Below are 21,865 nucleotides of genomic sequence, written 5' to 3' on the forward strand. Positions count from 1 at the left end.
GGTAGTTTGTTGATCTCGGGACTATGTTCCCTGCGAGCTGAGCCCGTACTTGGCCCGGTTGGCTTCATGCGCATCACCTTCCGAGAAGATGTTTGCGACGTAGATCCGAATGACGTCGCCTTCGGTGAGCTGCGTTCGGTTGACTTGCCCGGCCTTGCTGGCGTCCTCGACCAGTTGAACGGTCATGGGTGCTGCTGCCGGCTGGACCTGGGCGCCACTGGTGCCGGTAGCACCGGACGACGACTTGGAGCCGCTTGCGCTGATACCTGCCGGCATTGCATCGCCCCGGCGCATAGCCTCGACTGCTGCAACGCCGCCAGATCGATTGATGTCTGCCTGCGACCAGACCACCTCGCCCTTGTGGACGATGCCGGCCGGCTGATTGACGCCGCCGGGACCGGTGTAGCCGCCATCGGAGAAGCCCTTGATCAGCGCGAAGGCTGCGAGCAAGGCGCCACCGCCGACGACTGCTGCTGCACCGAACGTACCGATAGACGCGACCAGCGATGCAGGGAGCCACGCAGCAAGCGTCTCTCCAGCGGCTGCTATGTTTGCGATGGTTGTCTTTGCCAGGGAGGCAAGAGATATGCCCTCGGCGGTTGCGGTGCCGACGACCTTAGCCTCGGTAACAACGGCTTCCTTCGTAACCTCAGCTGTCATCTCTGCTGAGATCCCGGCCATCCTGGCGACCTGAAGCGCCTTCTCGGTATTTCCGAAAGCGAGCCTAATGCCCTGCAGTACAAGCCATTGCGCTCCCATCTGGCCGAGACCGTCGAGAACTGTGCGGGCAAGGTTATCGAAGACGCCGCGAGTAACCTCACCGAAGCTCTGTCCGTCCAGCGCCATCTTGCTGAAAGCGCTCCCATATCCTGCTGTGACCGTGTCGAGCGATCCGGCCATGATCGTTTCGGTTTGATAGGCCACGTCCGCGACCTTGGCCTGATAGTTGTCCCATCCGGCCGTGATGCCATTCATCCAGTTGGCTTGAGCGGCATCGACCTGAGCCCAGCCGTTCTCCATGATGGCGACTTGCTGCGGGTACATCTCGTTGGTGATATCGATCTGCGCTTGCAGGGCTTGGCGCTGCTTTTCGCCCTGGGCGTTGGCCAGCTCGGTTCGGAGTCCGAGCAGCTTGTCGTTGGTCTCCTTCTCCAGTTTCAGGCGCTCTTGCTCGCGCCCTGCTCGCTCGGAGCCCATGCCCACCTCTGCCGCCGCTGCATTGGCCGCGTCTTGTTGGTTTTGCAGCTGCTTGAGGATCTGCGCCCGATATTGCTCAGCCTGGGAGAGCTCGCCTGTCTTGGCTATGACCGCGGCGTAATCCCTCGATGCCTGGCCCAGCGCAACACCGTATTGCTCCTGGGTGATCTTCCCTTTTGAAAGCGCGATCTGCAGCTTTTCCTGCGCTTCGGTCAGGTCTCGAACAGCCTGCGCTGCCGGGTCTGCCTTTTTATAAAGAGCATCGAAGGCGCTCATGGCAGCGCTCAGCACGCCTTTTTCGCTTGGCCCCTTTGGGGTTTTGGTGGGCTTGTTTGGCGTGGTTCCGGCGACGACCTGTGCTGCCGCCTCATCCGCCATTTGCTGAGGCGTTTTGCGTGGGGCTGCAGGTGCGGCTGGTGCGGTGCCGCCATTGGTCAGCAACCCGTATCCGCTGAGCCCCTGCTTCTGCTGATCAACCAGCAGAAGATTTCGGCCTGCGGTCAGATTGATCGACTTGTCGATGATCCGCTGCATTGCGTTGACTTGCCGGGTCGCGCTCTCTTCGGCAGCTTTCGCAGTTTCGTTCAGCGCCTTCTTCTGCGCTGCTGCCGAATCCTCTGCGGCCTGCATTGCGGCGTAGCTCGCCACCAGAAGAACCTTCAGGCGCTCCTGCTCGGCTTTGTTGTTCTCCTTGACCGCGTCCTGGTACTTGTTGAGCAGATCGGTTTGGACTGCGATGGCCTTAGCCTGCGCTTGCTGCGCGGCGTTGGCGCCCATCTTGACGGCGGTGTACGCCGCTTCAGCTGCAGCGTTGGCACCTACGAGATCGCGAGCCTTGGTCAGTTGCTCAATGTATTTATCCCACGCCTGAGCGCCTGCGCCATTGGCCTTGCTGGTAGCGTCTTGCGATGCTGCCAGCTTGCCGTTATTGGCCGACAGGTCCTGCGTGTGCTTGTTAACAGTTTGCAGGCGCTCGGCATAGCCGTCAGCCGATTGAATGTTGGTGTCGTAGCCAGCCGCAATCCCTTCCAGAGAAGATGCGAATCCGCCCGACAGGCCTTGCGTCGATTGCAGCCAAACAGTGACCTCGTCCAGGGTTTTCTGTCCGGACTTCACTTGCGCAATCATGCTCGACAGAGTTGCCAGATCGGATACGCGGGCCGCTCCCACGGAGGTGATCGCATTCTCGGCGATGACCCCGTACTTGCTGGCTGCAGCCGATGCTTGGTCTAGTGCCGCCTGTTGCGCCTCCGCCCACTTGGAAGCCTGATTTCGCTGCTGGGCAGCTGTCAGGCTGTCGAACTTCTTGACCGTCTCGTCAATCGTCAGGTTTTGATCAATCAGCGACTGGGTGCCAGTGTCTGCTGAACCGCTGAAATAGATGTAGGCGGCTGCTGCGGCTGACAGGCCCAGCGTGATCAGGCCCAGCGGCCCACCAATAGCCGCCATGGTCGCGCCGCGAACTGCTGCGCCCCGCGATTCTGCGGCATTGAGTGCGTTCTGTGCCGCAGTTTGTGCGCCCAGGATCGCCGCACCTTCAGTTCGGGCGGCATTGAGCGCAACGGTTTGCTGGCCGACGACTGCGCCGGTCGCCAGTTCGGCCTGTCGAGCCGCAGCAAGACGAGCCTCGGCAGCCGTGAGTTGCGAGGTAATGGCCGCCTCGGCGGTGCGGATCTCTGCGAGTCGGGTGTGTGAAGCTGTCAGGCCAGCGTTGCTTATCTGTGCCTTCTGCCGTTGAATCTCAAGGTTGCGATCGGCGGCAAGCTGGGCTGATACAGCCTTCATCTGGCGGATGCTTGATAGTTCAGCTTGAGACGTGGCCATCGCTTCGCTACGGGCGTAGATGGCCCGCGCTAAGCTTGCCTCCGTCGAAGCCACCACCACGCTCTGAATGGCGACGGTCTCCGCGGCGGCGGCCACTTCCGCCTGGCGGGATGCAATGATCTGCTGATTGGCTGCAATGGTGTCGGCCAACCGTGCCTTTGCCGACAACGCTAACGAACTGACTAGGCCGACACCGACCTTTGTAGCGTAGGCGCCCGTAATAGCCATCAAAGCGTCAGTGTTCGCTACTACGGTTTTCAGGCCGTCGCCGCCAACTGCGACAACGTTGCCAAGGCCTGTAGCGATAGATTGGATACCGCTGATGACCTCAGGCTTTGCCAGCGAACTGGCCAACTCATCTACCGAACTTATCAGCGGATCAATGTTGATCTGACCGACTGCGGCCAGAAAATTGTTCTTCAGCGCCGTCGATGCCTGCTCGAACCGGCGAGGCATACGCTCAAGCTCGCCATTCAGCGACGACAGCGACTTGAGCAGTGCATTGGTGACCACTTCGGCAGTGATTTTTCCGTCAGCCGCCATCTGGCGAATCTGGCCGTTGGTGACACCGAGGTATTCAGCCAGTGCCCGAGTGATGCGGGGGCCCTGCTCCATCACGGAGTTCAGTTCTTCCCCGCGCAGCGTGCCGGACGCTAGCCCCTGGGACAACTGAATTGCGGCGTTCGACGCTTCCTGCATGGTGGCGCCGGAGATGACGAATGCCTTGTTGATGGCATCGGTCACGCCAAGCAACTGCTGGGTGGTGTACCCAGCGCCACGGGTGGCGTTCGCCAGCCGGGTGTACAGCGAAACGGTCGACTCAAGCGAGCTGCCAGTTTTGTTCGCCATAGTCAGCAGTTTGCCGAAGGTTTCGGCGGCGACTGAGGTCGAGCTACTGACCAGGCCAAGCGAACCTTGCATCGACTTGAAGGCGTCGGTCAGGCGGATAATCTCGCTCACCACTCGACCAGCGCCAAGGGCGGCGAATGCAGCGCCTGCCGCCTTGGCCGCGGCTCCAGCGCCATCCATCGAGCGCGCCGTCTGGTCGCCAACCACTACCAGGTTGTTGAGCGTAATCCGCAGTTGCTCACCATTACGCTGAGCCTGCCGCGAATCGATGATGATATCCAGGCGGCTGGACTGCTGGGTCATGGCTTTTCTCCGGGCGTAAAAAAACCCGCTCTTGGCGGGTTTTAAAATGAAGCCCTGCGTAGTGCGGGGCGTATCAACTTTTATTGCATGCCTTGCATAGTCCTAAGCTGGTCTCGTGCTAATAGGCTGCTTGCCGCACACAGGACAAAACATGCTTCCCTTGGCTATTTGGCTTGCGCAATGCGGACACGGCACCAGACGCTTGACTCTTGCCTGCTCTTTTCGATCAGCCTCCAAGGCGATTTCTGCTTCCCTGGCTTCGGCTCTCCTCTTTGATTCCAAGGCATTAATGGCCTGGTCGCGCAGAGTTTTTTCAAGATCTGTGCGCTGCTGCTCAGCGATCTTTCTTTTTTTGAGATCCGATCGAAGCATGGCGATTAGATGCCATAGACCAACAGCAAGCAGAAGGGCGGCGGCGAGTCCGGCCCCTATAGCGATCACCACTCCATATGCGCCAAGCCCGAGAGCGAGCAGTCCAACAATCCACGGTGCCACAGATATGGCAATAATGGCGAGCAAAATGACAATGAGAATTTGCATGACGCCTCCCTGCTATCAAGGGCCGAAGCGGACACCGCCCGGAGCGGCATCAAGAACATTGTACTTTTCGACCTTGTTGTCTTCATTGAAGAGGACGGCGAGCGACTGTTGCTTCATGCCCATCCCGAATGGTCCGACAAAGACATAGACCCAGTTCATTGCTAGCTTTCCTTCGGTTCCGTAGGACTGGCTTGTTGGAGAGCCAAACAGATCGCTCATCTGCTCTACCGTTGTCTTGCCTACCTCGATTTGCGAAATACGATCCGGCGTAATTTTCTGACCGCTACTGGCGCAGCCCCCCAGCATCAGCGCCGTCAGACAAATAGCAATGAACCTAAGCATTTTGAATCTCCCTATTAGATAGCGGCAATCTACCACCACCCAGAGCAGGAGCCCAAGCACCGTATTGGCGCCACTACTTCTCTTTAGGCTTGTTGCTCTCCGCCCACATGCTGCGAAAATCGTCGTCGAGAGCGAAGATCACAGCGTCGAACTCCTCGCGTGGGTATTGCTCGCCGTAGGCTGCCAAGTATTCATTCAGTGCTCCGACAGAGAGTGGAGCCGGAGCGCCGTTCATGCCGACATACTGGCGCCCTCGGCTGACGACGTAGTAGGCCTGAAGAATGTCAGCCGTTACCCCGTCCGCCTCTGGCGGCTCAGGGATATCGATCCTCAGCTTTTCGCGGACTTTTCTTTTGCGGTCGTTTTCGGGGCCCGCCCACTCGGCTGCCCAGCGGTAGGCGGCAAGGGCTTTTCCACTGTCTCGGCGACTTGCTCCTTTTGGCGCAGGGCGATGTCGTTGGCGGTCTTCAGAACGAGGAAGTAAACCTCGGGCATCTGCTCAATCAGAACGACGCCGCGCGCAGGTGTGTACGGCGCCGGGGTTTCTGGATCTTCCGCCTCAGCCACGCCTTCCCAGTCAACGACCAGGTGTTTGCACGCGAGCTCGACGAAAAGGATGTCCGGGTCCGGAATCTCCAGCGCGGATTTTTTGAGGATGTCGAAGTCTTCGGTACCAACGCCCATCTGGCGCGATGCGAATTCCAAGTGCCGCTGAATCTGGCGGAAGTCACTGGTGTAGCCCGATCGCGCCGAGGAACCTACCTGCAGGCGCAGCCCTGGAACCGGCTCAATCCAGCGGGTAGACAGCGTGTCCAGCGGGTCTTTCTTCTTCAGGATGAAGGTCATGCGGAATCCTTGTTGCCGCCCCTGCTACAGGGCGGCGGTCGTGAGGTTTAAACGGTGACGGTGATGTTGCGGGTTACCGTCTTGGTCGGATCAGACACGCTGGTGGCAGTCGCTACGGCCGAGCCGGCGGCGATGCCAGTGACCAGTCCGGACGGCGAAATGGTTGCCTTGGTCGGATCGCTGATCGACCAGGTGACCGCCTGGCTAGCTCCGGCCGGGCTGACGGTCGCGGTCAGCTGCTGGGTAGCTGCTACGGCAATCGACACGGAGGCCGGGGCAACCGACACGCTGGTAGGTGCCACATACGGCGCCCGGGTAATGGTTGGCGGCGTGCGGCGTGCAGCAACATTCAGCTGTACCTCGATCACATCGGTGGCGCCGCCATCAGGCCAATCGCCGTTCACTTCCATTTCCGGCAAGCTGAAGGTGTAGCGTCCATCATCGTTTTCAAGCGTGAAGCTCAGGGCTACCGATCCACCCGACTGCTGCTTGATCCACAGGGCGTAAGAGGCGGCGGACCACGCAATGGTGATCGAGCCGGTAGCGCCGAAGATCGTCGGGATGACGTTGCCAACGAATGCGCCGTTGTTGATGCATCGCTGGGTCTGAACGTTGTTGTCGAACGTCAGGTCCATGGCACTGATGCAGGTTCCGCTTTCCGGCGTGGCCTCGACACCGTCCAGGGTCAGGCTGGTGAAGTTCTTGAAGTTGAACCGGTCGGCGTTTGCCTCGGGCGCAGCACTGGCGAAATACGGTGTGGCGTCTACCTTGCCTTCCCAGCCGATTGCCGTCAGGTTGGTGGCGATGGTGATGTCGTCGTCGGTACCGAAGGTGAAGGCCATGCTGGCGACCTGGGCACCGCGGGCGATCGATGACACCAACACGTCACTGGCGAACGATGCCAAGGAGTAGCTGATGCGCTCATCGCCCATGGTCAGGACGTTGTTGTTCCAGCGACTGCCGAAGCAGGACTCGAGGAAGTCATCGATCGCGCCGCCGTAGCGCCACTTCTGGCCGATCTCGCCAGCGACATCAACGGTGGTCGCCGACGTGCCTTGCGACATGCGGTTCTGCGAGATCTCGTTGTTCTCAGCGGTGTTCTGGGTTGGGCCGATACCGAACGAGGTACGGATCAGCTCTTTCCAGCCAGTTGCGGGCGTGACGCCCTGGGTTACTTCTTCAACATAGGCCGTAGCGACCTTTGCTCCTGACGACATGGGTATGTCTCCTTTCTGCGGGCATAAAAAAACCCGCTCATGGCGGGATTAGCTGGATCGATTAGGCTTGCTGGTTTGACCGATAGCGATCAGCTCGCTCGATAGGGAACCTGAATGTTTACCTGATACCAGCCAAGACCATCGTCGCCGACGGTATTGGTCGACACGGCGAAACAGTCGAAACCGTCCTGGCTGAAGAACTGGAAGTGCTGGACCAGAGTGTCAGCCGCCTTGGTGATGGCGAGCGTGCCCGAGTAGGTCTTGACGAACAGCTGAATGATGATGACGCCAGTTCTGCGCACGCATGGCGTCAGGCCAATCTCGGGCGCACTAGACAGGCCGGGTACATCGGCCAGCCTGGCCCATATCGCTTTCCCTGCCGGATCGAACGGCTTTGGCGGGTTTGGATAATCAACGCTCGCCGCCGGGATGCCGGTCCACTGCGTCATGCGCGTGGTGATGATGCTGCGGATCTGTTCGAAGGTCATTGGTTGGCCCTCGCCACGCTATTGAATGCTGCGCCGAACATACCGGTCGGGGCCTTTTTCGAGCTGCCCGATTCGAGCTTTTCTATGTACGGCAGATTATTTTGCAAAAATACAATCGAATACGGCTCAAGACCGGTTAGACGGGTTGCGCCCTCCATGATCGTAGGTCCGCCATCCTTGTCATAGCGATCAAGAACCTGATAAACCGGCGATCCAATGCTAACGATGGTGTTACCTCGAGCGCGACCGGACAGCACCGGCATGCGCATAGTCACCTCGTTGAGAAGCTGAATCGCGATGGTCCTGATCTTCTTCGATAAGTCCTTCTCTACCGCGCCCATGAACAGGCTCGGCGGCACACTCCACCCTCTGGCCATAGGTCACTTCCTCAGCTGAATCTGGTAGGTGGCCGATGCAGGATCAACCTGCACGCCCTTGACCAGGTAGCTGATGCTCTTGGTCCGGTCGGCCAGGTCGGGCGCCGTTATCGCGTGACCCTCGGCAGGCCGGTCGGTGACCTCATTGGTCAGCGCGATCAGCTGCAGGTCGCCCGAAAGGATGTTGATATTGTCGATGCGCTTGGTTTCGTACTTGGCCAGCACGCCGCGCCCGGTGTAGGTCATCGGCCCACCGGTAGACACTTCCTCGACCGGGTCCCACTCGCCTGGCGCGATGTAATTCCCTGTGAAAGCCGATACCGCATCCGCCAGATCATCGTCGAACGCCTCTGCCAGTTCGGCCTGAATCTCGTCGCGCAAGCCCATGGTCAGCCCCTTACCATCGGAATCGAGTTGGTTCCGGTGGTCCATGGATAGATCAGGGCAATGGCGAGATTCTCACCCTGCGACAAGTCAGTAGAGCCTTCGGCATAGGTCTTGCTGACGGATGTCCCGGAAGTTGCCGAAACGGTCTTGCTCAGAACTTCCTTTTGCGTTGCCTTGTACAGATCGCCCGTCGAGGCGACTTTTGCAACTTGGGCGCCGGCCTGCTTGATCTCGGCCGGTACTTCGGCGGGAACAGGACGCTTAATCTTGCTGGTCAGCCAGGCGTTGGCCTGCATCACAGACAGAACCGGATCACCGGCACCCGCCCAGTCCGACCCCAGCAATGCGTCAACGTCTGCAACAGTGATGAAGTCGGTCATGGGTTATTCCTGTTCGGCCTTCTGGCTTGCGCCGCCGGACTTCGCGGCCTTGATCGGCTCGGGGTGCTTGTAGTCATCCGGCGCGAACTTGGCGTCGATGATCTTGTAGCCCTTCTGGCGCAGTTCAGCCTTGCGCTCAGCGGTGACCGGGTGTTTCTCGTAAACGACTTTCTCGTCCATGTTGGACTCCTGGCAGGTGGATTAGGCGACCCGAAGGCCGCCGTCTCGATTACTTGGTAGCGTCACCGACGGTGATAACGCCAGCCGAGGCCTTGATGCTGTTCGCAACCAGATCCCAGTTGGTGCCGGTGGCCAGCTCGGCGCTGGTCGGAGACTTGCCACCGTTTGCCGTATCCCAGGTGTAGCCCTTGAGACCCATGCCGAAGGTGTAGTCGGCCTGCATGGTGGTCTCGATGCGCTCCTTGCCGTTGGAGGTCTGGATGTTGGTGATCAGGTCGGAACCATCCATCACCATCGCAGCGCCGTCAGCCAAGCTCAGCACCTTCTGCTTGTTCGGGGTGCCAGCCTCGTACAGCGCGGCGGCGTCGGTGATGATCACGGCCTTGCCCAGGATGTCGACAACCTGCACACCGCTGAAGGTGAACAGCTTTTCGGCGTTGACCAGGTTTTTGCCGATCAGCTTGTGGTACATGGCGCCAGTCATTACCTGGGCAATGAGACGCTGCGAGGCATCACCGAACAGCGCGTGCGCGTTGTTGATGGCAACGTAGTCCACGCCGGCAGTGGCGGAAACGTCGTTGGTGGCGGATGGCTGGTTGCCGATAGCGGCGACCAGGGCGGCGATGGCGGTGTTCAGCTGATCCGACATGATGGCTTCGGACAGGTTGCGGCTGATCACTTCCAGGGCTTCTTCAGGGTTCTTCTGAACCCACGACAGCTGCGAAGGCTCCCACAGGATCGGGCCGAAGCCGCCTGCGATCTTCACCGAGTCGTACTGCTTCTGGGTCAGCGGGGTGGCAGCCTGCGCGCCGTTGGCTGCGTAACGGTCAACACGGCGCTGGGCGCTGTGCAGGCCAGCCCAGAACGACTCTTGCAGGAAGTCGCCGTCGATGCCTTGAGTGGTCAGGCGGATGGAGCCAGCGGAGGCGGCGTTGAATTTCTCAACGTCCTGCGCCAGGGTTTCGATGGTGGTTTTCTTCAGGTACTCGTTGAATACCTTCATGTTCGACAGGGACATAGTTGCTCCTTAACTTGCGGTCATGGCCTTAATGGCTGCTACACGATCTGCTTTGCTGCCGCCAAAGTTGCCCTTGACGCCGGAATTACCGCCGCCACTGCCCTGTGCGCCGCCGCCATTGGCATCGGAGCTCTTCAGGATGTGGTCGCGGTGGGGGTACTGCGAAACAAGCGTCTCGATGGCTTCGTCGAAGTCGGCCAGTTCACCTGGGCGAGCGCGGCTGAAAATCTTCTGGCCTTGGGCGTCGTAAGCGACGACCTTGCCTTCCTCGATCTTCAGGTTCTGGCCGAAAGTGGCTTGCACCATGTCGACCGGAACGGCCAGCTTGTCGGCGATATACTTCGAGCGGGCAAAACTGCCGCCGATCTTCTCGGCATACAGCTGCTGCTCGTAGGTCTGCGCCTTTCCGTTGGCTTCATCCAGCTGGGTTTGGAAGGCCTTGCTGATTTCGTTGCGTACCGTGTCGATTTCGCCGGCATCCACCAGTTTTTTCTGATCCAACTTGGACACAACGTCCAGCGCATTGCGGGCTGCGGCAGGGTCAGCGATACCGTCAAACCCTTTCAGGGTCTTCTCGGCAGTCTCTGCGCGCTCGCGGTGACTCTTGGCCTCGGCATTCAGGCGGGTAATGGTGGACACGGTGCCAGGGGCATCGAAAACCACTTCCTTCCCATCGTCGTGCACATAAACCGGTTTGCCTTCCTGGACAACTACATGGCCGTTTTCGTCGAGCTTGAGTTTCATCTTGTCTCCTTGCGAGCCATCCGGCCCAGTGCGCCCCGCTCATCCGAACAGACAGGCAATAAAAAGCCCCGCAAGTGCGAGGCGTATTTGATTCGATTGCTGACTACTTGGCGTCGTGTAGGCGCTGCTTCAGCTCGTAGCCCATCAGCGGCCAGATTTTCTGCTCGGCGTTCTGCCGTGCGATCTTGCGGCCGATCTCAGGGTCGAAGTTCTCAGGCGATGCGCAGGCGCTCTCGCCGGTCACCGTGAAGCCGTTCTTCAGCACCAGGACGCAGAAGGTCAGCAGGCGCAGGCAGTCGTGATAGCCGCACAGCTGGGTGTATTGCTCCAGCGCACCCTTCGCGCCATCCTCGGCGGTGAAGTAGTAGCAATCCACGATGTTGCCCTGCAGGTCTGCCGGCGTGATGCGCGGCGCGGTCAGGCCTTTGTCCTGGATCTCTTTCTCGATTGCTTGGTCGCTCACATCGATCTCCATAAGCTAAAGCCCGACACTGGCCGGACCTGAATGATTTGGTTTGTGGTTACAGGCCGGCTCGGTCGAATGCCTCTGGCACCATCTGCCTGAGCTGATCAAGCGTGCGCGGCTTGAAGTTGTTGCCGATCTGCAGGTCAGAGAACTGCTCAGGCGTCATACCGCCATCGCGGAACAGCTTCGCCCTGGACTTGCCGATGACTGCATCCTGAAAGGCGGCAGGCTGCGTCTTGATCCACTCGTAATAGGTGGTATCCGCCTTGACCTGGCCGTTCATGCTCGACCGGTCAGCCAAGGCGCCCAGTGACGGCGCATCCTTGAGCAGCAGGATGAAGCTAGTCCGGCAGCGGACATGGAACGGAGGTCGTGGACCTTCGTCAATCGCGTACTCGGTGCCGTCTGCTGATCGGCAGTAAGCGGTAGTGCGACCATCCAGCGTGGCAATGATCTGCACGCCCCGCACGATGTCGCTGTTCTGCTTGGCGAACTGATTGCGCGCCTGGCCTGCAACGTGCTGAATTGCAGTGCGTGTTACGGCATCGGCGTTGCGGCTGGTGATGGCCAGCAGGCCGTCCGCATACTTCATATCCTTGGTGCCGCGCAGCGTGCGGATGATCTCGGAGTTAGTCTTGCCCTCGAACCACCCTTGCCGTATTGCGCCAGTGACCCGGGATCGCTCGGACTTGCTCCAGTCTTCAATGAATGGAGTCAGTAGCTTTCCGCCATCTGCACCCTTAACCCCTAGCGGCGACCTGAAGGCGGCCGTCTTGAGGGTTGAGAGCGCTGGGATGCTCGCGGTATAGCTCGGCACAGCGACAGCGATCACGGCGGCCTCTGCGCCAGCCTGCCATGCCGCAACGTCCATTAGATCCAGCTGCATCTGATCGGTGTACTCGACCAGGATGCCGGCCAGAGCCTCGTCAACCTGCTTGAGCATTTCGTCCAGTCGGGCGCGCTTGAAGTCGGTTAGCTCGCCCTTCCCAAGCTGCTCCCGTAGCGACTGATCGATCCGTTTGAGGAATGGCGCGAACTTCTCGACCTCGCTGGACTTGAGGCTTTCCAGCAAGACTGCGTTGCGGATTGTCTCGCTGATCTGGTCGCTGCCCATGGGTTAATCGTCCAGGCTCACGCCTTTGCTGGGTTGGGTAAGTATCCGAGCAAGCTCCTTCGTCCAATCCAGTTCGTCGCTGATGACGCCGCGGCGCTGCATTTCGGAGTAGAGAGTTTCGTCGCTGATCTTTCCGGCCGTTGCCATGCTGATCAGTGACGGCAAGCTGACCTCTGGAGCGAAGTCGCTGTCGAAGTTTCCGCGCATCTCGACATGACCGCCCTCAGTCACGCCGCGGTAGTCGGCGAATATCTGAAGTACCTGGGCGATGCAGTCGGAGAACTGGCCAGCCAGGCGCGCCAGAGGGGACAGCTCCTGCGCTGCCTCTTCGTTGGCCTGGGCCGCCGTTTTCACCTGCTGCTTGTCACGCTGGAGCAGTTTCGCCCCGGCCATGCGCATCTCATCGATCAGATCCTGCAGCGATTGCCGCCCGGCCTCGATGGCGGCACCGGTGTGTTCGACATACTTGGCGTCGCCATCTTTTGGCATGCGGGTAGCGCTGCCGGAGCTGATGACCAGCTTGAATTGCTCGTCGCTGGTGAACACGAACAGCAGCGGCACCCGGGCGACGTGCAGAAGGTTGTCCTGATCGCTCTGGGACTGCCAATGCTTGACGTTGAGATAGGCCAGCTCCAGTAGTGGCGGCTTGGCCGTCAGTGCCCCGGTGCGGCCCGCGTAGAAGGTGACCCAGGGAATGTACGAAAGGCTGGTCGTTCCCTCCTCATGGATCGCCCAGGCCCCGCCATCAGCGGCAACGCGATAGGTCTTCCAGATCCCAGGCTCAAGCACCCGAATTTGATCGATGCATTTCGTTCCGAAATCGCCGTCGGGAATCTCGACCACTTCTTTGTAGCGAATTTGCATCAGTACGCCTGCACTGAACCGCCAGCCCAGCACCTGATCCGGTCTCACGATGACGGCATAAGGGCGAACCCCGGCCGCGATCTCTTCTGCCCGAGTCTTATAGAGCGGATTGCCTCCGGCGTCTCGGGTTGACTGATAGTCGACGAGTGCGTGGCACAAGCCATGGCTCAGCCCGTTGCGAAACAACTCAACCGACCAAGAGTTGAGGTCGTTGCCGGCCAGGTCGATGTCGCTGCACAGCGCCTTGATGTCGTCAGGGATATCCTCGCCCAGCTGTAGCGGCTCGGCGAATACCCGCGACGTCATGTTGTTGACCGTCTCGGCGTAGACCGGCAGCAGCGTGGACAGCGCCAGGCGCTCTTTGTAAGTGTCGTCCAGTTCTGCGGGGAATTGCGGCAGCAATGCCTTCCCTGCCCTGCGCATCCCCTGCGTTCCATCCATCAGCGGCGCAACTACGGCCCAATAGGCACGCATGCGCTCCACCGCATCCAGCGTGGCGTTTGGGTCGTTGCTCATATTTAGATTCTCAGGGATTGGGTGGTGACCACTACCGGCTTGATGATCGGGTAGTCGTGATGGATGAAGTAGCCGCCGGCGTCGTTCGCGTGGTCGACGCCTGATTTCTTGTCTGGCTCGCCATTGGGCGACCACACCTGCTGCTCCAGGCCGTCCGCGTAGGTCGGACAGGTGAACGGATTCACCAGGTAACGCCGCTCGCCCTGCGCATTGCAGAACATCGCGTTCATGGCGTTGATCCGGTCCTTCACAGGCGGGTTGGCCGCCGGCGCGATGACCGAGAAGCCCGCCTGCCGAAGGATGGCAATGTCCGTCTCGCTCGCGTTGACCGACTTTCGAGAACCGCCCGAGGCATCCGGGTAGATCCTGATTTCGCAGGTCTTCTCGTAATCCTTGCCGTTGTGACGCCAGTAGCGCTCCTTGATGCGCCTGATCATGTCGGGCGTGTCGTAGCCATCCACCAGCTCATCAGCAGCACGCGGAAGGCCGGTATGGCGCTTGACGTGCGTGATTGCCGCCATCTTGCCGACGTTGAAGTCCATGCCGATAAACAGGGGCTCGCCTGGCTGCACGGTGTCGAAACAACTGTTCAGCTTGCGGTCGTACGCCGTGTAGATCGTTCCAGACGCCAAGTTGACGAACTGGCCATTGAGATAGGCCAGGATCAGCTGCGGCGGGTACGACTCCATCAGCGATTCGATATAGTCAGGCGGCAGGTTCAGTTCGTTGTCGAACGTGCTCGCCTGCACCAGACCGTACATGGCGCCCAGGGACGGCTTGTCCCGCACCTGCTTGAGGAACTGCTGGTAGACGAACTTGAACCCTTCCGGGGTCGTCGTTACGTCCACGCCGTTGCGCAGCCCGGGCAGGTTGTAGCGCATCCGGGCAATGATCTTGCGCCAGGCCTGCTGAGCCTTGATCGCGGTCAGGACGTCCAGCTCGTCGACCAGTGCGTGACCGATCTTGAAACCGACAATCGTCTGCGGCTTCTCCATCGACCGACAGATCACAGTGCCGCGGTACTGCCGGCCGCTGTAGATGTGAACCTCATGGTTCGCCTGATTGATCTTGGTCTTCAGCCCCCAGTCAAAGGCCACCTCATCCATGGTCGGATAGAAGATGTCCCGGATCTGCGGGTAAGTCGGTGCGAAGTAACCAGCGTTGACGCCTGGCCACTCCATGAAGTGCTTGCTCAGCGCGGAGCAGCCAACCCACGTCTTGCCAGAACCGAAGCCGGCAACGAAGGCTTTGAACTTGTGGGGAAGCTGTAAGAATTTTGACTGCGGGACATTAAGGCTCGGCATTCGGCTTCCTCGCGTCCACTACATCCACCTGAATGCGGGTCGGGATTGCCGGCTCATCATCCGGATCGTCCTTGCGGTTCCGGTTGACATAGATGTCACCCACTTCTTTGGCGGCTTGCTCCAGCAACTGGGCAGTCAGCGCCATGTTCTTCATGTTCTCGGCCTTCTCAGCCATGCGGCCAAGAGCGCGCAGTCGATACGCACGGTTGGCGATCGGGATGTCTTCCGTCTCTTCGCGAAACTTCTTGCGGGCGCCATGGAAAAGCTCAGTCCACTTCGCACCCAGGCCTCGACCAGCGAACTTTGTCGGGTCGTGGGATTCGCACTGCTGCCGGCTCAGCTCAAGGCCAAATTCTTTCTTGACCGACTCAACAACTTGAGATGGCGTATCAAAGCAGGCAAGCGCCTGAACAATGAAGGCTTTGACCTCGCTTCGTAGCACTGCCATATGGTTGTCATCCGTCAAAACCCGTCAGGAACTCAGGCCGACTTGAGCAGACAGGTTCCGCAGGCCCTCGATATGTTCAATTTCCCTACCTCAGCAGGTTTGTTTGCAGCGTCCACCAGCTCCTGCACATCAGGGCTTGCCCCATAGCGACGGACCACACCGACGAACTCTTCGACGTCATGGCCGCGCATCTCCAGCTTGGGCAATCCTTCCTGTGTGAACCTTGGGGCGCCGTACCTATCCGTCGCCTGGGCGATGTGATAAAGCTCATGCTCGACCAGTGCGCAGAAGTCAGCGTCAGAGCACTGAGCGCAGTAGTCAGCGGCGAGCGTGATGATGTAGGCCGGCACATCGCCGAACCAATCCATCATCTGTTGCTCCATCCGCGCCTTCTGCCAGCCACCCGCACGGAACGCCACCTCTTCGGCCTGGCCTACTACAGTGCGACCCTTCTTGCTGAATGCAGACGATGCCCACATCACACGGATGTCAGCGTCGATAAGATGGGCGTGGTCTTCGTTGTGGATGCTGCCGGTGTCGGAAAGGATCTCGGTCTGGAGCCATTCCCACACTTCAGGGGCGGGAGTCAGGCGAATCCCGAAGCTGGACAGGTCTGACAGCTCAAGTAGCGCTGCCGGCGGGAGTGGTCTTTGCATCAGCCCTCCTCTCGTCAATGATCAGCGTGCGGATCGTGCCGCCTGTGTAGACATCACGCTTCGCGGCAGCCTCGACAGCTTCCTTGGCTGTTGCGCCCATATCCATCGCAGCGAGCGCGAAGTCGCGTCCGCTTCCGATGGCAAACGAACGCTCCATCCACACCTCGTCCAACCAGAATCCACTCTCGGCGTCGCGACCAATCTGGCAAAGCCTGCCATTAGTGACGACCAGCCCGTTCGCGTCGAGCGGCTTATCACCGGCCTTCACGCCGAAGAACTCATCCATCAAGGCGGCAAAGTCCGCACCGCAACCCGTAAACAGGAACTGATGCCCATTCCTATGGATAAGCTTCTCGTAGTCGTCGTGGTCGATGAGTGATCCACGAGTGACGCGAGAGTCATAGGCGATAACGCCGTCTTTGTAGGCAATAGTCGTCATGCGCTCACCTGCTGCAGCCATTCTTCAATGACCCGGCGCACTACTGGCTCGCTCAGAATGGCTGATGGTTTATCGCCGGCGATTACTGAGCGCACAAGGGCACAGGGCAGCACGTGGACACCGTCATCAGCTACCACTGTCAGGTGCGGCCTCTGGTCGGCTATGTCGTGGATGTCAGCGGTCATGCCTTCACCATTTCGTGTGTCTGGGCGTGAGCCTGTCCGTGGAGGATTGCCACCACAAGGCCTTGAGGCAAACCTGCAGTCTTGGCCGCATCGATTGCCTTGGCGACTGCAGCATCCAGCTCGACCACAGCCTTGTTGATGTCTGCGCCAAGGGGCAGCGCATGGCGCAGGCGGGTTACGTTCGTCATGCGATACTCCAATGCCGCGACACAATTTGCTTGCTCGCGAAACGTGTCGCGGATTCGGTTACTTCGTCAGCTTGGGCTGCAGGATCACCCGGGCAATCATCACCAGGACACCCAGCACGCCATAGGCAATCGGCGGCAGCACGGCCTGGAGCGATGGCATCACTTGTTCGGCCATGCCGAGGATTGCGATTGCGCCGCCGGCCTGAACACTGGTCAGGCTCAGTGCTTGTTTCCAGTTATCGATCAGGGTCATTAATCTTTGCTCCAGGTAGTTTTTCGAGGCTTTCGGCATACCGCTTCCAGCGATCGCGGCTGTTCAGGGCCTGTCGCAGTGCAGTGGCATGGTCGTCGTCAGGCGCACACTGGGTGCTGACGTATCGGTGGATGGTGGTGCGGTGAACCTGGGCAGGCTCCTTGATCGTTTCTTTCTGCGCGCAGCCGGTGAGCAGCATGAGGACGATCAGGAGAATCTTCATTTTGGCCTACCCATCTGGGCGAGCCCTTTTAGGCCCTCCCCGAGTTGATTGATCTGGAACTCTTGGCGCTGGACTGATGTGCGAAGGGAATCGACGAACTTGTCTGTCGACTCCCTTGAGCGCTCCAAAGAGTCAACCCTCTGGCCGATCAGGGCCTGATTGGTTTGGTAGGCGGCGAGCTGGACTTGGAGCGAGCCGAGTGATCCGACCACATACACAAACGCACCAATGGCACCGGCCGACAGGATCGTTTGCAGTATCGGGACAGCGACCTTGAATGTGGTGCTGTCTGCAATGCGCGAGACTTCAGTCATGGGCGGTACCGGAATAAAAATGGCCTGCGTGGCCTGGGCAGAGCCCAAAACGAAAAAGCCCCAGCAGATGCTGAGGCCCTCAATAGGTGCGCATGTCTTTCCACGCTGTCAGCCAAAGACCCTCTCTACGTCGACGCCCTAATGCATCGATCTCGCAGATTCGGTCTCGCGCTACCCCGTAAGCATGGTGAGGACGAGGTACGCGGGCTGCCGGTGTTTTGTCGTAGCACTGCACTTGCCGGCTTATCAGTGTCCAGGCCTTCCGTGAGGCCGCCCTGGCTGCGGTGAATCAGAAAGCTGGCGAGATGTCGAAGTAGTAGTCCTTCCCTTCCTCGAAATGCTCAGCTCGATCGGCAGCCACGTTCACGACGTATTCGCCGTATGGGGTGTACTTGCCGTAGATCGCATCCTCTTCAGCAGGATTGGCCGACCACACCGCACCGAAGTGCAAACGGGTCAGTGATTCCGATGAGCCCTGAACAGGCCCTTTGGAGCGAAGAGTCATTTTGCAGCGGGTGATGTGAGACATGGGTAGATCCTCTGGCGTCGATATGGCAGGAGGGTCTTTCCAGTCTTTCGCCTGCGGTGATGGAGTCGGCGACAGCAGCACTCCCAGCTCGGAGCAATGGGTGTGGCTGTGCCGAAAACGAAAAAACCCGGCGCAATGGCCGGGTTCAGGGTTTGGTGTGCGTTTCGCGTTACTTGTGCACTATGGGAAAAGTACCTTGAAAACGCCGTCATGTCAATATGATTATGCCGCCTCTTGGTCTTTCTCCGCGTGGATCACCTGCCATACAGGTTGCTGAGCCTGTATATCCACTTCCTTCACGACTTCTTTCAGGGATTCCCAGAGGTCGAGCCAGTCGCGGGTCCAGTTCTTCGGATCGATCGTGACCCCGAAGAAGGCGTGCATCTCTGACGCCACCCGGGCCGGCCCCCACTCCGCTGCTCCATGCACTTCGCCTTTGTACGACTGCAGGGCCAGCGTCACCAAATACTGAGCCTTCACCCGCTTGGCTGATGTCAGGTCTGGCAGTTGAGCCTTCGCAGTTACAAGCAGCACCGCATTCAGCAGGTGCCGCATGTTCATCGCCGGGTGGTACAGGTAGTGACCGAACTGCTGCACCTGGAACGGAAGTGTGTCGATTGCCCGCAGCACCTTCCCGATCGTGGCCAGGTGCGCGGCGCGAGCGGTGGACCGACCAATTGGCGTGCGGCGAGTCTCGCTGATGCTGATCTTCTGCCGCACTATCTGGATACGTTCCTCCTTGTCCTCGCCCAGAGCGGCGAACACAGCCTCATGCCGACGAATGCGCGCACTCTTCACCGGAGCCGCGGCGCCCTGCTCGATTGCCACAGCGCTGATCGACGCGTTCGATTCGTGCTGAGCTTCGGTCCATACCTGCCTTGCGTTGATCAGTTTCATGCTGCTGCTCCCTTTTTCAAATCTCTGGTCTTCGCCCGGTAGTCGGCGGTCATCGCCTTCAACTCTTCGACGGTGTACTTCTTGGCCTCATGAGGGCCTTCCAGCCAGTCCACGGCTTCGGCGCCGATCCGCTTCACCAGTGCTATGCGGTAATTCACGATGTCGCCCGACTTGTGCTGGTTGCATGGCACGCACTGCTTGTGGCAATTGAGCGGCTCGAACCTGAGTGCGGGATTGCTTCCTACGGTGCGGTAATGCCCGGCGTCGTACTTGCCTTGGTGGTGTCGGCCGCAGCTGATGCATGGAAGCTCGGCGTCACGCTCGCGCACCCAGGCGTTGAAGGCGATCTGCGTATCTTTTAGGTGCTCGGCCCGGCTCTTCAGCTTCTCCTTGCGAACCTTGATCTCGCGGCGTTCGACCTGGGCCAGCGACTTGCGCGCCTTCTCCTGATTCACTTCCTTGATCGCCAGTCCGCAGGTGTAGTTGCACACAGCTTGCCCGAGGCGCTGCGGGACGAATGAGGCCCTGCACGCGGGGTTCTTGCAGCTCTTGGCTTTGGGTTGTTTGATGGCGAGCATCAGTACCTCCCCTGCCAATGATCTTTTTGCGTCCAGCGCACCTGGTGCTCGGCGCCGAAGCATTCGATCCAGGTGATGAGGTCCGCGCACTGCTTCACGCTCAGTTTGCTTGTGCGCTCGTACACGACATCGAAGCCGTGCCCATCGAGCGCTGGTATCAATTGCGGCTGATCGCCAGCCTCACGCAGCCACGCAGCAGTCAGCAGGCGTTTCCAGATCAGTACGGACCACTCTTTCTCAGCGTGGCGCACCTGTTTGGATATGTCGGTCAACATGGCGTGCAGCTTGGCGTTCTGTTCGGCGGACCGATCCACGTCTTTGATCACCACCATTTTCGGCTTGGTGAAGTCGGAGCCGTGGAAGAAGCCCATCAGTCGATTGACGTCTCGTTGGTCGCGGATAGCAAACTCGGTGCTCATGCCCTACCTCCCTTTGCGCGAACCTTCCAGCGAAGCGGACGGCGGAACTTCCGGGTGGCCTTCTTCCGCGCCTCGGCTGCCCGCACTTTCAGTTGGTCGCAATAAAACGATTCCATAAGCCCTAGCGGGAACGCATCGACCTCTTCTTGGGTTGGCTCCCGTAGCGCGACGAATATGCAGGCGCCCAGCGCCACCATGAACAACAGGCCGGCGGCGATGCTGAGAATTGCGAACTCGGTGCTCATGACTGCTCTCCCTTGCCCATGGCGGCGTCGCAATTCGCGCAAACGCCATTGTTTGCGTCCATGAACCCAGCTCCGTAGCTGTTCGCTGCATGACCGTCACCGCAGGCGCACCAGATGATTTCTTTGCTCGGGGCCAGCTTGCGCAGCGCCTCGTTCTCGGCGATCAGGGCCAGGACTGCTGCTGGGGTTGCGGCCGCAATGAACGCCTCTGCGGAAAAGCAGGGAATTGACTCAAGTGCTTTCGAGCCCTCGGCATACCAGGCGGCACCATTTAGGCCGGTGCAATAAACCGCCAGTTTCTTCAGTTCGCTGTGGTCGCTCATGCCGTCACCGCCATTGTGATCAGGACGCAGAACACGCCGATGGAGAAACCAGCCAGGGTGCAGGCTGTTGTGATCGCGATGTTCATGGCGTCACCTTCAAGCCTTTGGCCTTGCTGAAGGCGGTCATACAATCAAGAATCGCCGCGCCTGCCACATCGGGAGTGGTGTATGTGTGCTGGTCGGGCCACTCAATCACCAGAGCCTCGCGGGATGCCTGCCAAACCACCCAGCGGCCCTGTATCTTGTCCAGCTGGTACGTGTTGGTGTTCGCGTCATACATCAGCCAAACCGGATGGGTCTTCGGGCCTTGTTCGGCACAGCTCATCCACACTTCAAACTCTTCACGCATCTTGTCGGTCATTGCGCAGCCCTCTTGCCAAATTTCGCCATCAGCAACTGACGCGCCGAGGCGCCGTCCACCGGGATTCCTTGCTGGATGATTCGCGCCTGAGCCTGTTGGTCGGCCAACTCTTCAGCCAGTTGCAGCGCAGATTTCTGGCTGTCGTGCCCGATGCCGGTGAGGATCTTGCCGTCGAGCGGTTCCCCGGCCTGGGCGCGTCGCAGCACGATCTGGTAGTTGCGGTCGAAACGAGCGCGCATCGCCTTGTCGTCTTGCTTGGCCTTCGCCAGATCGAACTTCCCCGTCGCATTGGCAGCGATTCGCACCGCTTCATGGCTGGCTGTGCCCATCAGGGCCTCCATCCATGCGTCAGCTGCCGAGGGCATGCCGTAAGCCTCAGGCCCGGGCGTGCACCAGCCTATGAACTGGCCGATGCTTGGCGCGAACGGTGATCCGCTCTTGCGGCACTGCTCGATTCCGAAGCGGATGTGCTCCAGGGTGCAGATACCCGCCACCATGAAACCCTTGGTCCAGCTGCGGCGAGCAGCGGCCAACGCCTTGTCATCGGGCCAAGCCTGCTTGTGGGCCGGGAATATGGCNCATGAAACCCTTGGTCCAGCTGCGGCGAGCAGCGGCCAACGCCTTGTCATCGGGCCAAGCCTGCTTGTGGGCCGGGAATATGGCTTGAAGCTGGCGGAACAGCCGCTCAACAACTTCGGCTGTCGCGTCGTCAACGGTGCCCAGCGGTTCCGCAATGGCCGGAATGTTGCCCGTGCGGATCGCCCCGGCTGCCTTGGTGGTCAGCGAGTTGACGGCTCTCATAGGTCGTCGCTCGTATCAGAGCGCCAGGTCTGGTCGTAGAAGTCTGGGCC

Annotated in this window: 33 protein-coding genes; all 33 read right to left on the reverse strand. The window is 59.7% G+C overall.

The genetic code is table 11. From position 1 onward, the window contains the following. Positions 1-21: 21 nt before the first annotated feature. Complete coding sequence (locus tag HYI44_RS03490) at positions 22-4,173, reverse strand: tape measure protein (protein ID WP_225568786.1); 4,152 nt, start codon at positions 4,171-4,173, stop codon at positions 22-24. Between the two features lie 102 nt (positions 4,174-4,275). Next, on the reverse strand, positions 4,276-4,713 hold the full coding sequence (locus tag HYI44_RS03495) for a zinc ribbon domain-containing protein (RefSeq protein WP_225568787.1): 438 nt from the start codon (positions 4,711-4,713) through the stop codon (positions 4,276-4,278). 15 nt (positions 4,714-4,728) lie between these two features. After that, a complete protein-coding gene (gene bamE, locus HYI44_RS03500) occupies positions 4,729-5,055 on the reverse strand; it encodes an outer membrane protein assembly factor BamE (RefSeq protein ID WP_225568788.1) in 327 nt (108 codons plus the stop codon). A 330-nt stretch (positions 5,056-5,385) separates the two neighbouring features. Then, positions 5,386-5,901 carry a hypothetical protein gene (locus tag HYI44_RS03505; RefSeq protein ID WP_225568789.1) on the reverse strand — a complete coding sequence of 172 codons (516 nt, stop codon included), beginning with the start codon at positions 5,899-5,901 and terminating at the stop codon, positions 5,386-5,388. A 47-nt stretch (positions 5,902-5,948) separates the two neighbouring features. Beyond that, on the reverse strand, positions 5,949-7,118 hold the full coding sequence (locus HYI44_RS03510) for a phage tail tube protein (protein WP_225568790.1): 1,170 nt from the start codon (positions 7,116-7,118) through the stop codon (positions 5,949-5,951). Between the two features lie 89 nt (positions 7,119-7,207). Next, positions 7,208-7,606 carry a phage tail terminator-like protein gene (locus HYI44_RS03515; RefSeq protein ID WP_225568791.1) on the reverse strand — a complete coding sequence of 133 codons (399 nt, stop codon included), beginning with the start codon at positions 7,604-7,606 and terminating at the stop codon, positions 7,208-7,210. Further along, the gene (locus HYI44_RS03520; protein ID WP_225568792.1) at positions 7,603-7,983 is read right to left on the reverse strand and encodes an HK97 gp10 family phage protein; all 381 of its coding nucleotides are present in this window, start codon (positions 7,981-7,983) and stop codon (positions 7,603-7,605) included. Before HYI44_RS03520 ends, HYI44_RS03515 begins: the two co-directional genes overlap by 4 nt. 3 nt (positions 7,984-7,986) lie before the next feature. Beyond that, entirely contained in the window at positions 7,987-8,370 is a 384-nt protein-coding gene (locus HYI44_RS03525; RefSeq protein ID WP_225568828.1) for a glutamate 5-kinase, read from the reverse strand. A 2-nt stretch (positions 8,371-8,372) separates the two neighbouring features. Next, positions 8,373-8,750, reverse strand: coding sequence for a hypothetical protein (locus HYI44_RS03530; RefSeq protein ID WP_225568793.1), 378 nt, complete (start codon positions 8,748-8,750; stop codon positions 8,373-8,375). A gap of 3 nt (positions 8,751-8,753) precedes the next feature. Beyond that, positions 8,754-8,930 carry a hypothetical protein gene (locus HYI44_RS03535; RefSeq protein ID WP_155401140.1) on the reverse strand — a complete coding sequence of 59 codons (177 nt, stop codon included), beginning with the start codon at positions 8,928-8,930 and terminating at the stop codon, positions 8,754-8,756. 49 nt (positions 8,931-8,979) lie between these two features. Next, complete coding sequence (locus tag HYI44_RS03540; RefSeq protein ID WP_225568794.1) at positions 8,980-9,948, reverse strand: major capsid protein; 969 nt, start codon at positions 9,946-9,948, stop codon at positions 8,980-8,982. Between the two features lie 9 nt (positions 9,949-9,957). After that, the gene (locus HYI44_RS03545) at positions 9,958-10,692 is read right to left on the reverse strand and encodes a DUF6651 domain-containing protein (protein ID WP_225568795.1); all 735 of its coding nucleotides are present in this window, start codon (positions 10,690-10,692) and stop codon (positions 9,958-9,960) included. A 103-nt stretch (positions 10,693-10,795) separates the two neighbouring features. Next, entirely contained in the window at positions 10,796-11,155 is a 360-nt protein-coding gene (locus HYI44_RS03550; protein ID WP_225568796.1) for a Gp49 family protein, read from the reverse strand. Between the two features lie 58 nt (positions 11,156-11,213). Further along, positions 11,214-12,272, reverse strand: a complete 1,059-nt coding sequence (locus HYI44_RS03555; protein ID WP_225568797.1) for a phage minor head protein — start codon at positions 12,270-12,272, stop codon at positions 11,214-11,216. A gap of 3 nt (positions 12,273-12,275) precedes the next feature. Continuing rightward, a complete protein-coding gene (locus tag HYI44_RS03560) occupies positions 12,276-13,652 on the reverse strand; it encodes a DUF4055 domain-containing protein (RefSeq protein WP_225568798.1) in 1,377 nt (458 codons plus the stop codon). Between the two features lie 2 nt (positions 13,653-13,654). Further along, positions 13,655-14,956, reverse strand: a complete 1,302-nt coding sequence (locus tag HYI44_RS03565; protein ID WP_225568799.1) for a terminase large subunit domain-containing protein — start codon at positions 14,954-14,956, stop codon at positions 13,655-13,657. Beyond that, positions 14,943-15,404, reverse strand: coding sequence for a DUF2280 domain-containing protein (locus HYI44_RS03570; RefSeq protein WP_225568800.1), 462 nt, complete (start codon positions 15,402-15,404; stop codon positions 14,943-14,945). Before HYI44_RS03570 ends, HYI44_RS03565 begins: the two co-directional genes overlap by 14 nt. A 32-nt stretch (positions 15,405-15,436) precedes the next feature. Next, entirely contained in the window at positions 15,437-16,060 is a 624-nt protein-coding gene (locus HYI44_RS03575; protein ID WP_225568801.1) for a putative metallopeptidase, read from the reverse strand. Further along, the gene (locus tag HYI44_RS03580; RefSeq protein WP_225568802.1) at positions 16,026-16,499 is read right to left on the reverse strand and encodes a proteasome subunit beta; all 474 of its coding nucleotides are present in this window, start codon (positions 16,497-16,499) and stop codon (positions 16,026-16,028) included. Before HYI44_RS03580 ends, HYI44_RS03575 begins: the two co-directional genes overlap by 35 nt. Further along, on the reverse strand, positions 16,496-16,684 hold the full coding sequence (locus HYI44_RS03585) for a hypothetical protein (protein ID WP_225568803.1): 189 nt from the start codon (positions 16,682-16,684) through the stop codon (positions 16,496-16,498). The genes HYI44_RS03580 and HYI44_RS03585 overlap by 4 nt, the downstream gene beginning before the upstream one ends. Further along, entirely contained in the window at positions 16,681-16,872 is a 192-nt protein-coding gene (locus HYI44_RS03590; protein ID WP_225568804.1) for a hypothetical protein, read from the reverse strand. Before HYI44_RS03590 ends, HYI44_RS03585 begins: the two co-directional genes overlap by 4 nt. Before the next feature lie 58 nt (positions 16,873-16,930). Beyond that, positions 16,931-17,125, reverse strand: a complete 195-nt coding sequence (locus HYI44_RS03595) for a hypothetical protein (protein ID WP_225568805.1) — start codon at positions 17,123-17,125, stop codon at positions 16,931-16,933. After that, complete coding sequence (locus HYI44_RS03600) at positions 17,109-17,348, reverse strand: hypothetical protein (protein WP_225568806.1); 240 nt, start codon at positions 17,346-17,348, stop codon at positions 17,109-17,111. Before HYI44_RS03600 ends, HYI44_RS03595 begins: the two co-directional genes overlap by 17 nt. After that, the gene (locus HYI44_RS03605; RefSeq protein WP_225568807.1) at positions 17,345-17,662 is read right to left on the reverse strand and encodes a hypothetical protein; all 318 of its coding nucleotides are present in this window, start codon (positions 17,660-17,662) and stop codon (positions 17,345-17,347) included. Before HYI44_RS03605 ends, HYI44_RS03600 begins: the two co-directional genes overlap by 4 nt. Before the next feature lie 289 nt (positions 17,663-17,951). Continuing rightward, positions 17,952-18,191 (reverse strand): hypothetical protein, encoded by a 240-nt coding sequence (locus HYI44_RS03610; protein WP_225568808.1) that lies wholly within the window; start codon positions 18,189-18,191, stop codon positions 17,952-17,954. A 222-nt stretch (positions 18,192-18,413) separates the two neighbouring features. Beyond that, the gene (locus HYI44_RS03615) at positions 18,414-19,088 is read right to left on the reverse strand and encodes a hypothetical protein (RefSeq protein WP_225568809.1); all 675 of its coding nucleotides are present in this window, start codon (positions 19,086-19,088) and stop codon (positions 18,414-18,416) included. Beyond that, positions 19,085-19,666 carry a recombination protein NinG gene (locus HYI44_RS03620; RefSeq protein WP_225568810.1) on the reverse strand — a complete coding sequence of 194 codons (582 nt, stop codon included), beginning with the start codon at positions 19,664-19,666 and terminating at the stop codon, positions 19,085-19,087. Before HYI44_RS03620 ends, HYI44_RS03615 begins: the two co-directional genes overlap by 4 nt. Beyond that, positions 19,666-20,085 carry a recombination protein NinB gene (locus tag HYI44_RS03625; RefSeq protein WP_225568811.1) on the reverse strand — a complete coding sequence of 140 codons (420 nt, stop codon included), beginning with the start codon at positions 20,083-20,085 and terminating at the stop codon, positions 19,666-19,668. The genes HYI44_RS03620 and HYI44_RS03625 overlap by 1 nt, the downstream gene beginning before the upstream one ends. Further along, entirely contained in the window at positions 20,082-20,330 is a 249-nt protein-coding gene (locus HYI44_RS03630) for a hypothetical protein (RefSeq protein ID WP_225568812.1), read from the reverse strand. The genes HYI44_RS03625 and HYI44_RS03630 overlap by 4 nt, the downstream gene beginning before the upstream one ends. Then, on the reverse strand, positions 20,327-20,653 hold the full coding sequence (locus tag HYI44_RS03635) for a hypothetical protein (RefSeq protein ID WP_225568813.1): 327 nt from the start codon (positions 20,651-20,653) through the stop codon (positions 20,327-20,329). Before HYI44_RS03635 ends, HYI44_RS03630 begins: the two co-directional genes overlap by 4 nt. 82 nt (positions 20,654-20,735) lie before the next feature. After that, the gene (locus HYI44_RS03640) at positions 20,736-21,014 is read right to left on the reverse strand and encodes a hypothetical protein (protein WP_225568814.1); all 279 of its coding nucleotides are present in this window, start codon (positions 21,012-21,014) and stop codon (positions 20,736-20,738) included. Beyond that, positions 21,011-21,547 (reverse strand): replication protein P, encoded by a 537-nt coding sequence (locus HYI44_RS03645; protein WP_412548469.1) that lies wholly within the window; start codon positions 21,545-21,547, stop codon positions 21,011-21,013. Before HYI44_RS03645 ends, HYI44_RS03640 begins: the two co-directional genes overlap by 4 nt. A 7-nt stretch (positions 21,548-21,554) precedes the next feature. Continuing rightward, complete coding sequence (locus tag HYI44_RS29500; protein WP_412548470.1) at positions 21,555-21,815, reverse strand: replication protein P; 261 nt, start codon at positions 21,813-21,815, stop codon at positions 21,555-21,557. Positions 21,816-21,865 lie beyond the last annotated feature (50 nt).

The organism is Pseudomonas sp. Y24-6 (assembly GCF_020295325.1).
Lineage (GTDB): Bacteria > Pseudomonadota > Gammaproteobacteria > Pseudomonadales > Pseudomonadaceae > Aquipseudomonas > Aquipseudomonas gregormendelii.

Bases quoted from the DNA above. Each gene is read 5' to 3' on its own strand.
- HYI44_RS03490 (WP_225568786.1), bottom strand. From the start codon at position 4,173: ATGACCCAGCAGTCCAGCCGCCTGGATATCATCATCGATTCGCGGCAG.
- HYI44_RS03495 (WP_225568787.1), bottom strand. From the start codon at position 4,713: ATGCAAATTCTCATTGTCATTTTGCTCGCCATTATTGCCATATCTGTG.
- bamE (WP_225568788.1), bottom strand. From the start codon at position 5,055: ATGCTTAGGTTCATTGCTATTTGTCTGACGGCGCTGATGCTGGGGGGC.
- HYI44_RS03505 (WP_225568789.1), bottom strand. From the start codon at position 5,901: ATGACCTTCATCCTGAAGAAGAAAGACCCGCTGGACACGCTGTCTACC.
- HYI44_RS03510 (WP_225568790.1), bottom strand. From the start codon at position 7,118: ATGTCGTCAGGAGCAAAGGTCGCTACGGCCTATGTTGAAGAAGTAACC.
- HYI44_RS03515 (WP_225568791.1), bottom strand. From the start codon at position 7,606: ATGACCTTCGAACAGATCCGCAGCATCATCACCACGCGCATGACGCAG.
- HYI44_RS03520 (WP_225568792.1), bottom strand. From the start codon at position 7,983: ATGGCCAGAGGGTGGAGTGTGCCGCCGAGCCTGTTCATGGGCGCGGTA.
- HYI44_RS03525 (WP_225568828.1), bottom strand. From the start codon at position 8,370: ATGGGCTTGCGCGACGAGATTCAGGCCGAACTGGCAGAGGCGTTCGAC.
- HYI44_RS03530 (WP_225568793.1), bottom strand. From the start codon at position 8,750: ATGACCGACTTCATCACTGTTGCAGACGTTGACGCATTGCTGGGGTCG.
- HYI44_RS03535 (WP_155401140.1), bottom strand. From the start codon at position 8,930: ATGGACGAGAAAGTCGTTTACGAGAAACACCCGGTCACCGCTGAGCGC.
- HYI44_RS03540 (WP_225568794.1), bottom strand. From the start codon at position 9,948: ATGTCCCTGTCGAACATGAAGGTATTCAACGAGTACCTGAAGAAAACC.
- HYI44_RS03545 (WP_225568795.1), bottom strand. From the start codon at position 10,692: ATGAAACTCAAGCTCGACGAAAACGGCCATGTAGTTGTCCAGGAAGGC.
- HYI44_RS03555 (WP_225568797.1), bottom strand. From the start codon at position 12,272: ATGGGCAGCGACCAGATCAGCGAGACAATCCGCAACGCAGTCTTGCTG.
- HYI44_RS03560 (WP_225568798.1), bottom strand. From the start codon at position 13,652: ATGAGCAACGACCCAAACGCCACGCTGGATGCGGTGGAGCGCATGCGT.
- HYI44_RS03565 (WP_225568799.1), bottom strand. From the start codon at position 14,956: ATGCCGAGCCTTAATGTCCCGCAGTCAAAATTCTTACAGCTTCCCCAC.
- HYI44_RS03570 (WP_225568800.1), bottom strand. From the start codon at position 15,404: ATGGCAGTGCTACGAAGCGAGGTCAAAGCCTTCATTGTTCAGGCGCTT.
- HYI44_RS03575 (WP_225568801.1), bottom strand. From the start codon at position 16,060: ATGCAAAGACCACTCCCGCCGGCAGCGCTACTTGAGCTGTCAGACCTG.
- HYI44_RS03580 (WP_225568802.1), bottom strand. From the start codon at position 16,499: ATGACGACTATTGCCTACAAAGACGGCGTTATCGCCTATGACTCTCGC.
- HYI44_RS03585 (WP_225568803.1), bottom strand. From the start codon at position 16,684: ATGACCGCTGACATCCACGACATAGCCGACCAGAGGCCGCACCTGACA.
- HYI44_RS03590 (WP_225568804.1), bottom strand. From the start codon at position 16,872: ATGACGAACGTAACCCGCCTGCGCCATGCGCTGCCCCTTGGCGCAGAC.
- HYI44_RS03595 (WP_225568805.1), bottom strand. From the start codon at position 17,125: ATGACCCTGATCGATAACTGGAAACAAGCACTGAGCCTGACCAGTGTT.
- HYI44_RS03600 (WP_225568806.1), bottom strand. From the start codon at position 17,348: ATGAAGATTCTCCTGATCGTCCTCATGCTGCTCACCGGCTGCGCGCAG.
- HYI44_RS03605 (WP_225568807.1), bottom strand. From the start codon at position 17,662: ATGACTGAAGTCTCGCGCATTGCAGACAGCACCACATTCAAGGTCGCT.
- HYI44_RS03610 (WP_225568808.1), bottom strand. From the start codon at position 18,191: ATGTCTCACATCACCCGCTGCAAAATGACTCTTCGCTCCAAAGGGCCT.
- HYI44_RS03615 (WP_225568809.1), bottom strand. From the start codon at position 19,088: ATGAAACTGATCAACGCAAGGCAGGTATGGACCGAAGCTCAGCACGAA.
- HYI44_RS03620 (WP_225568810.1), bottom strand. From the start codon at position 19,666: ATGCTCGCCATCAAACAACCCAAAGCCAAGAGCTGCAAGAACCCCGCG.
- HYI44_RS03625 (WP_225568811.1), bottom strand. From the start codon at position 20,085: ATGAGCACCGAGTTTGCTATCCGCGACCAACGAGACGTCAATCGACTG.
- HYI44_RS03630 (WP_225568812.1), bottom strand. From the start codon at position 20,330: ATGAGCACCGAGTTCGCAATTCTCAGCATCGCCGCCGGCCTGTTGTTC.
- HYI44_RS03635 (WP_225568813.1), bottom strand. From the start codon at position 20,653: ATGAGCGACCACAGCGAACTGAAGAAACTGGCGGTTTATTGCACCGGC.
- HYI44_RS03640 (WP_225568814.1), bottom strand. From the start codon at position 21,014: ATGACCGACAAGATGCGTGAAGAGTTTGAAGTGTGGATGAGCTGTGCC.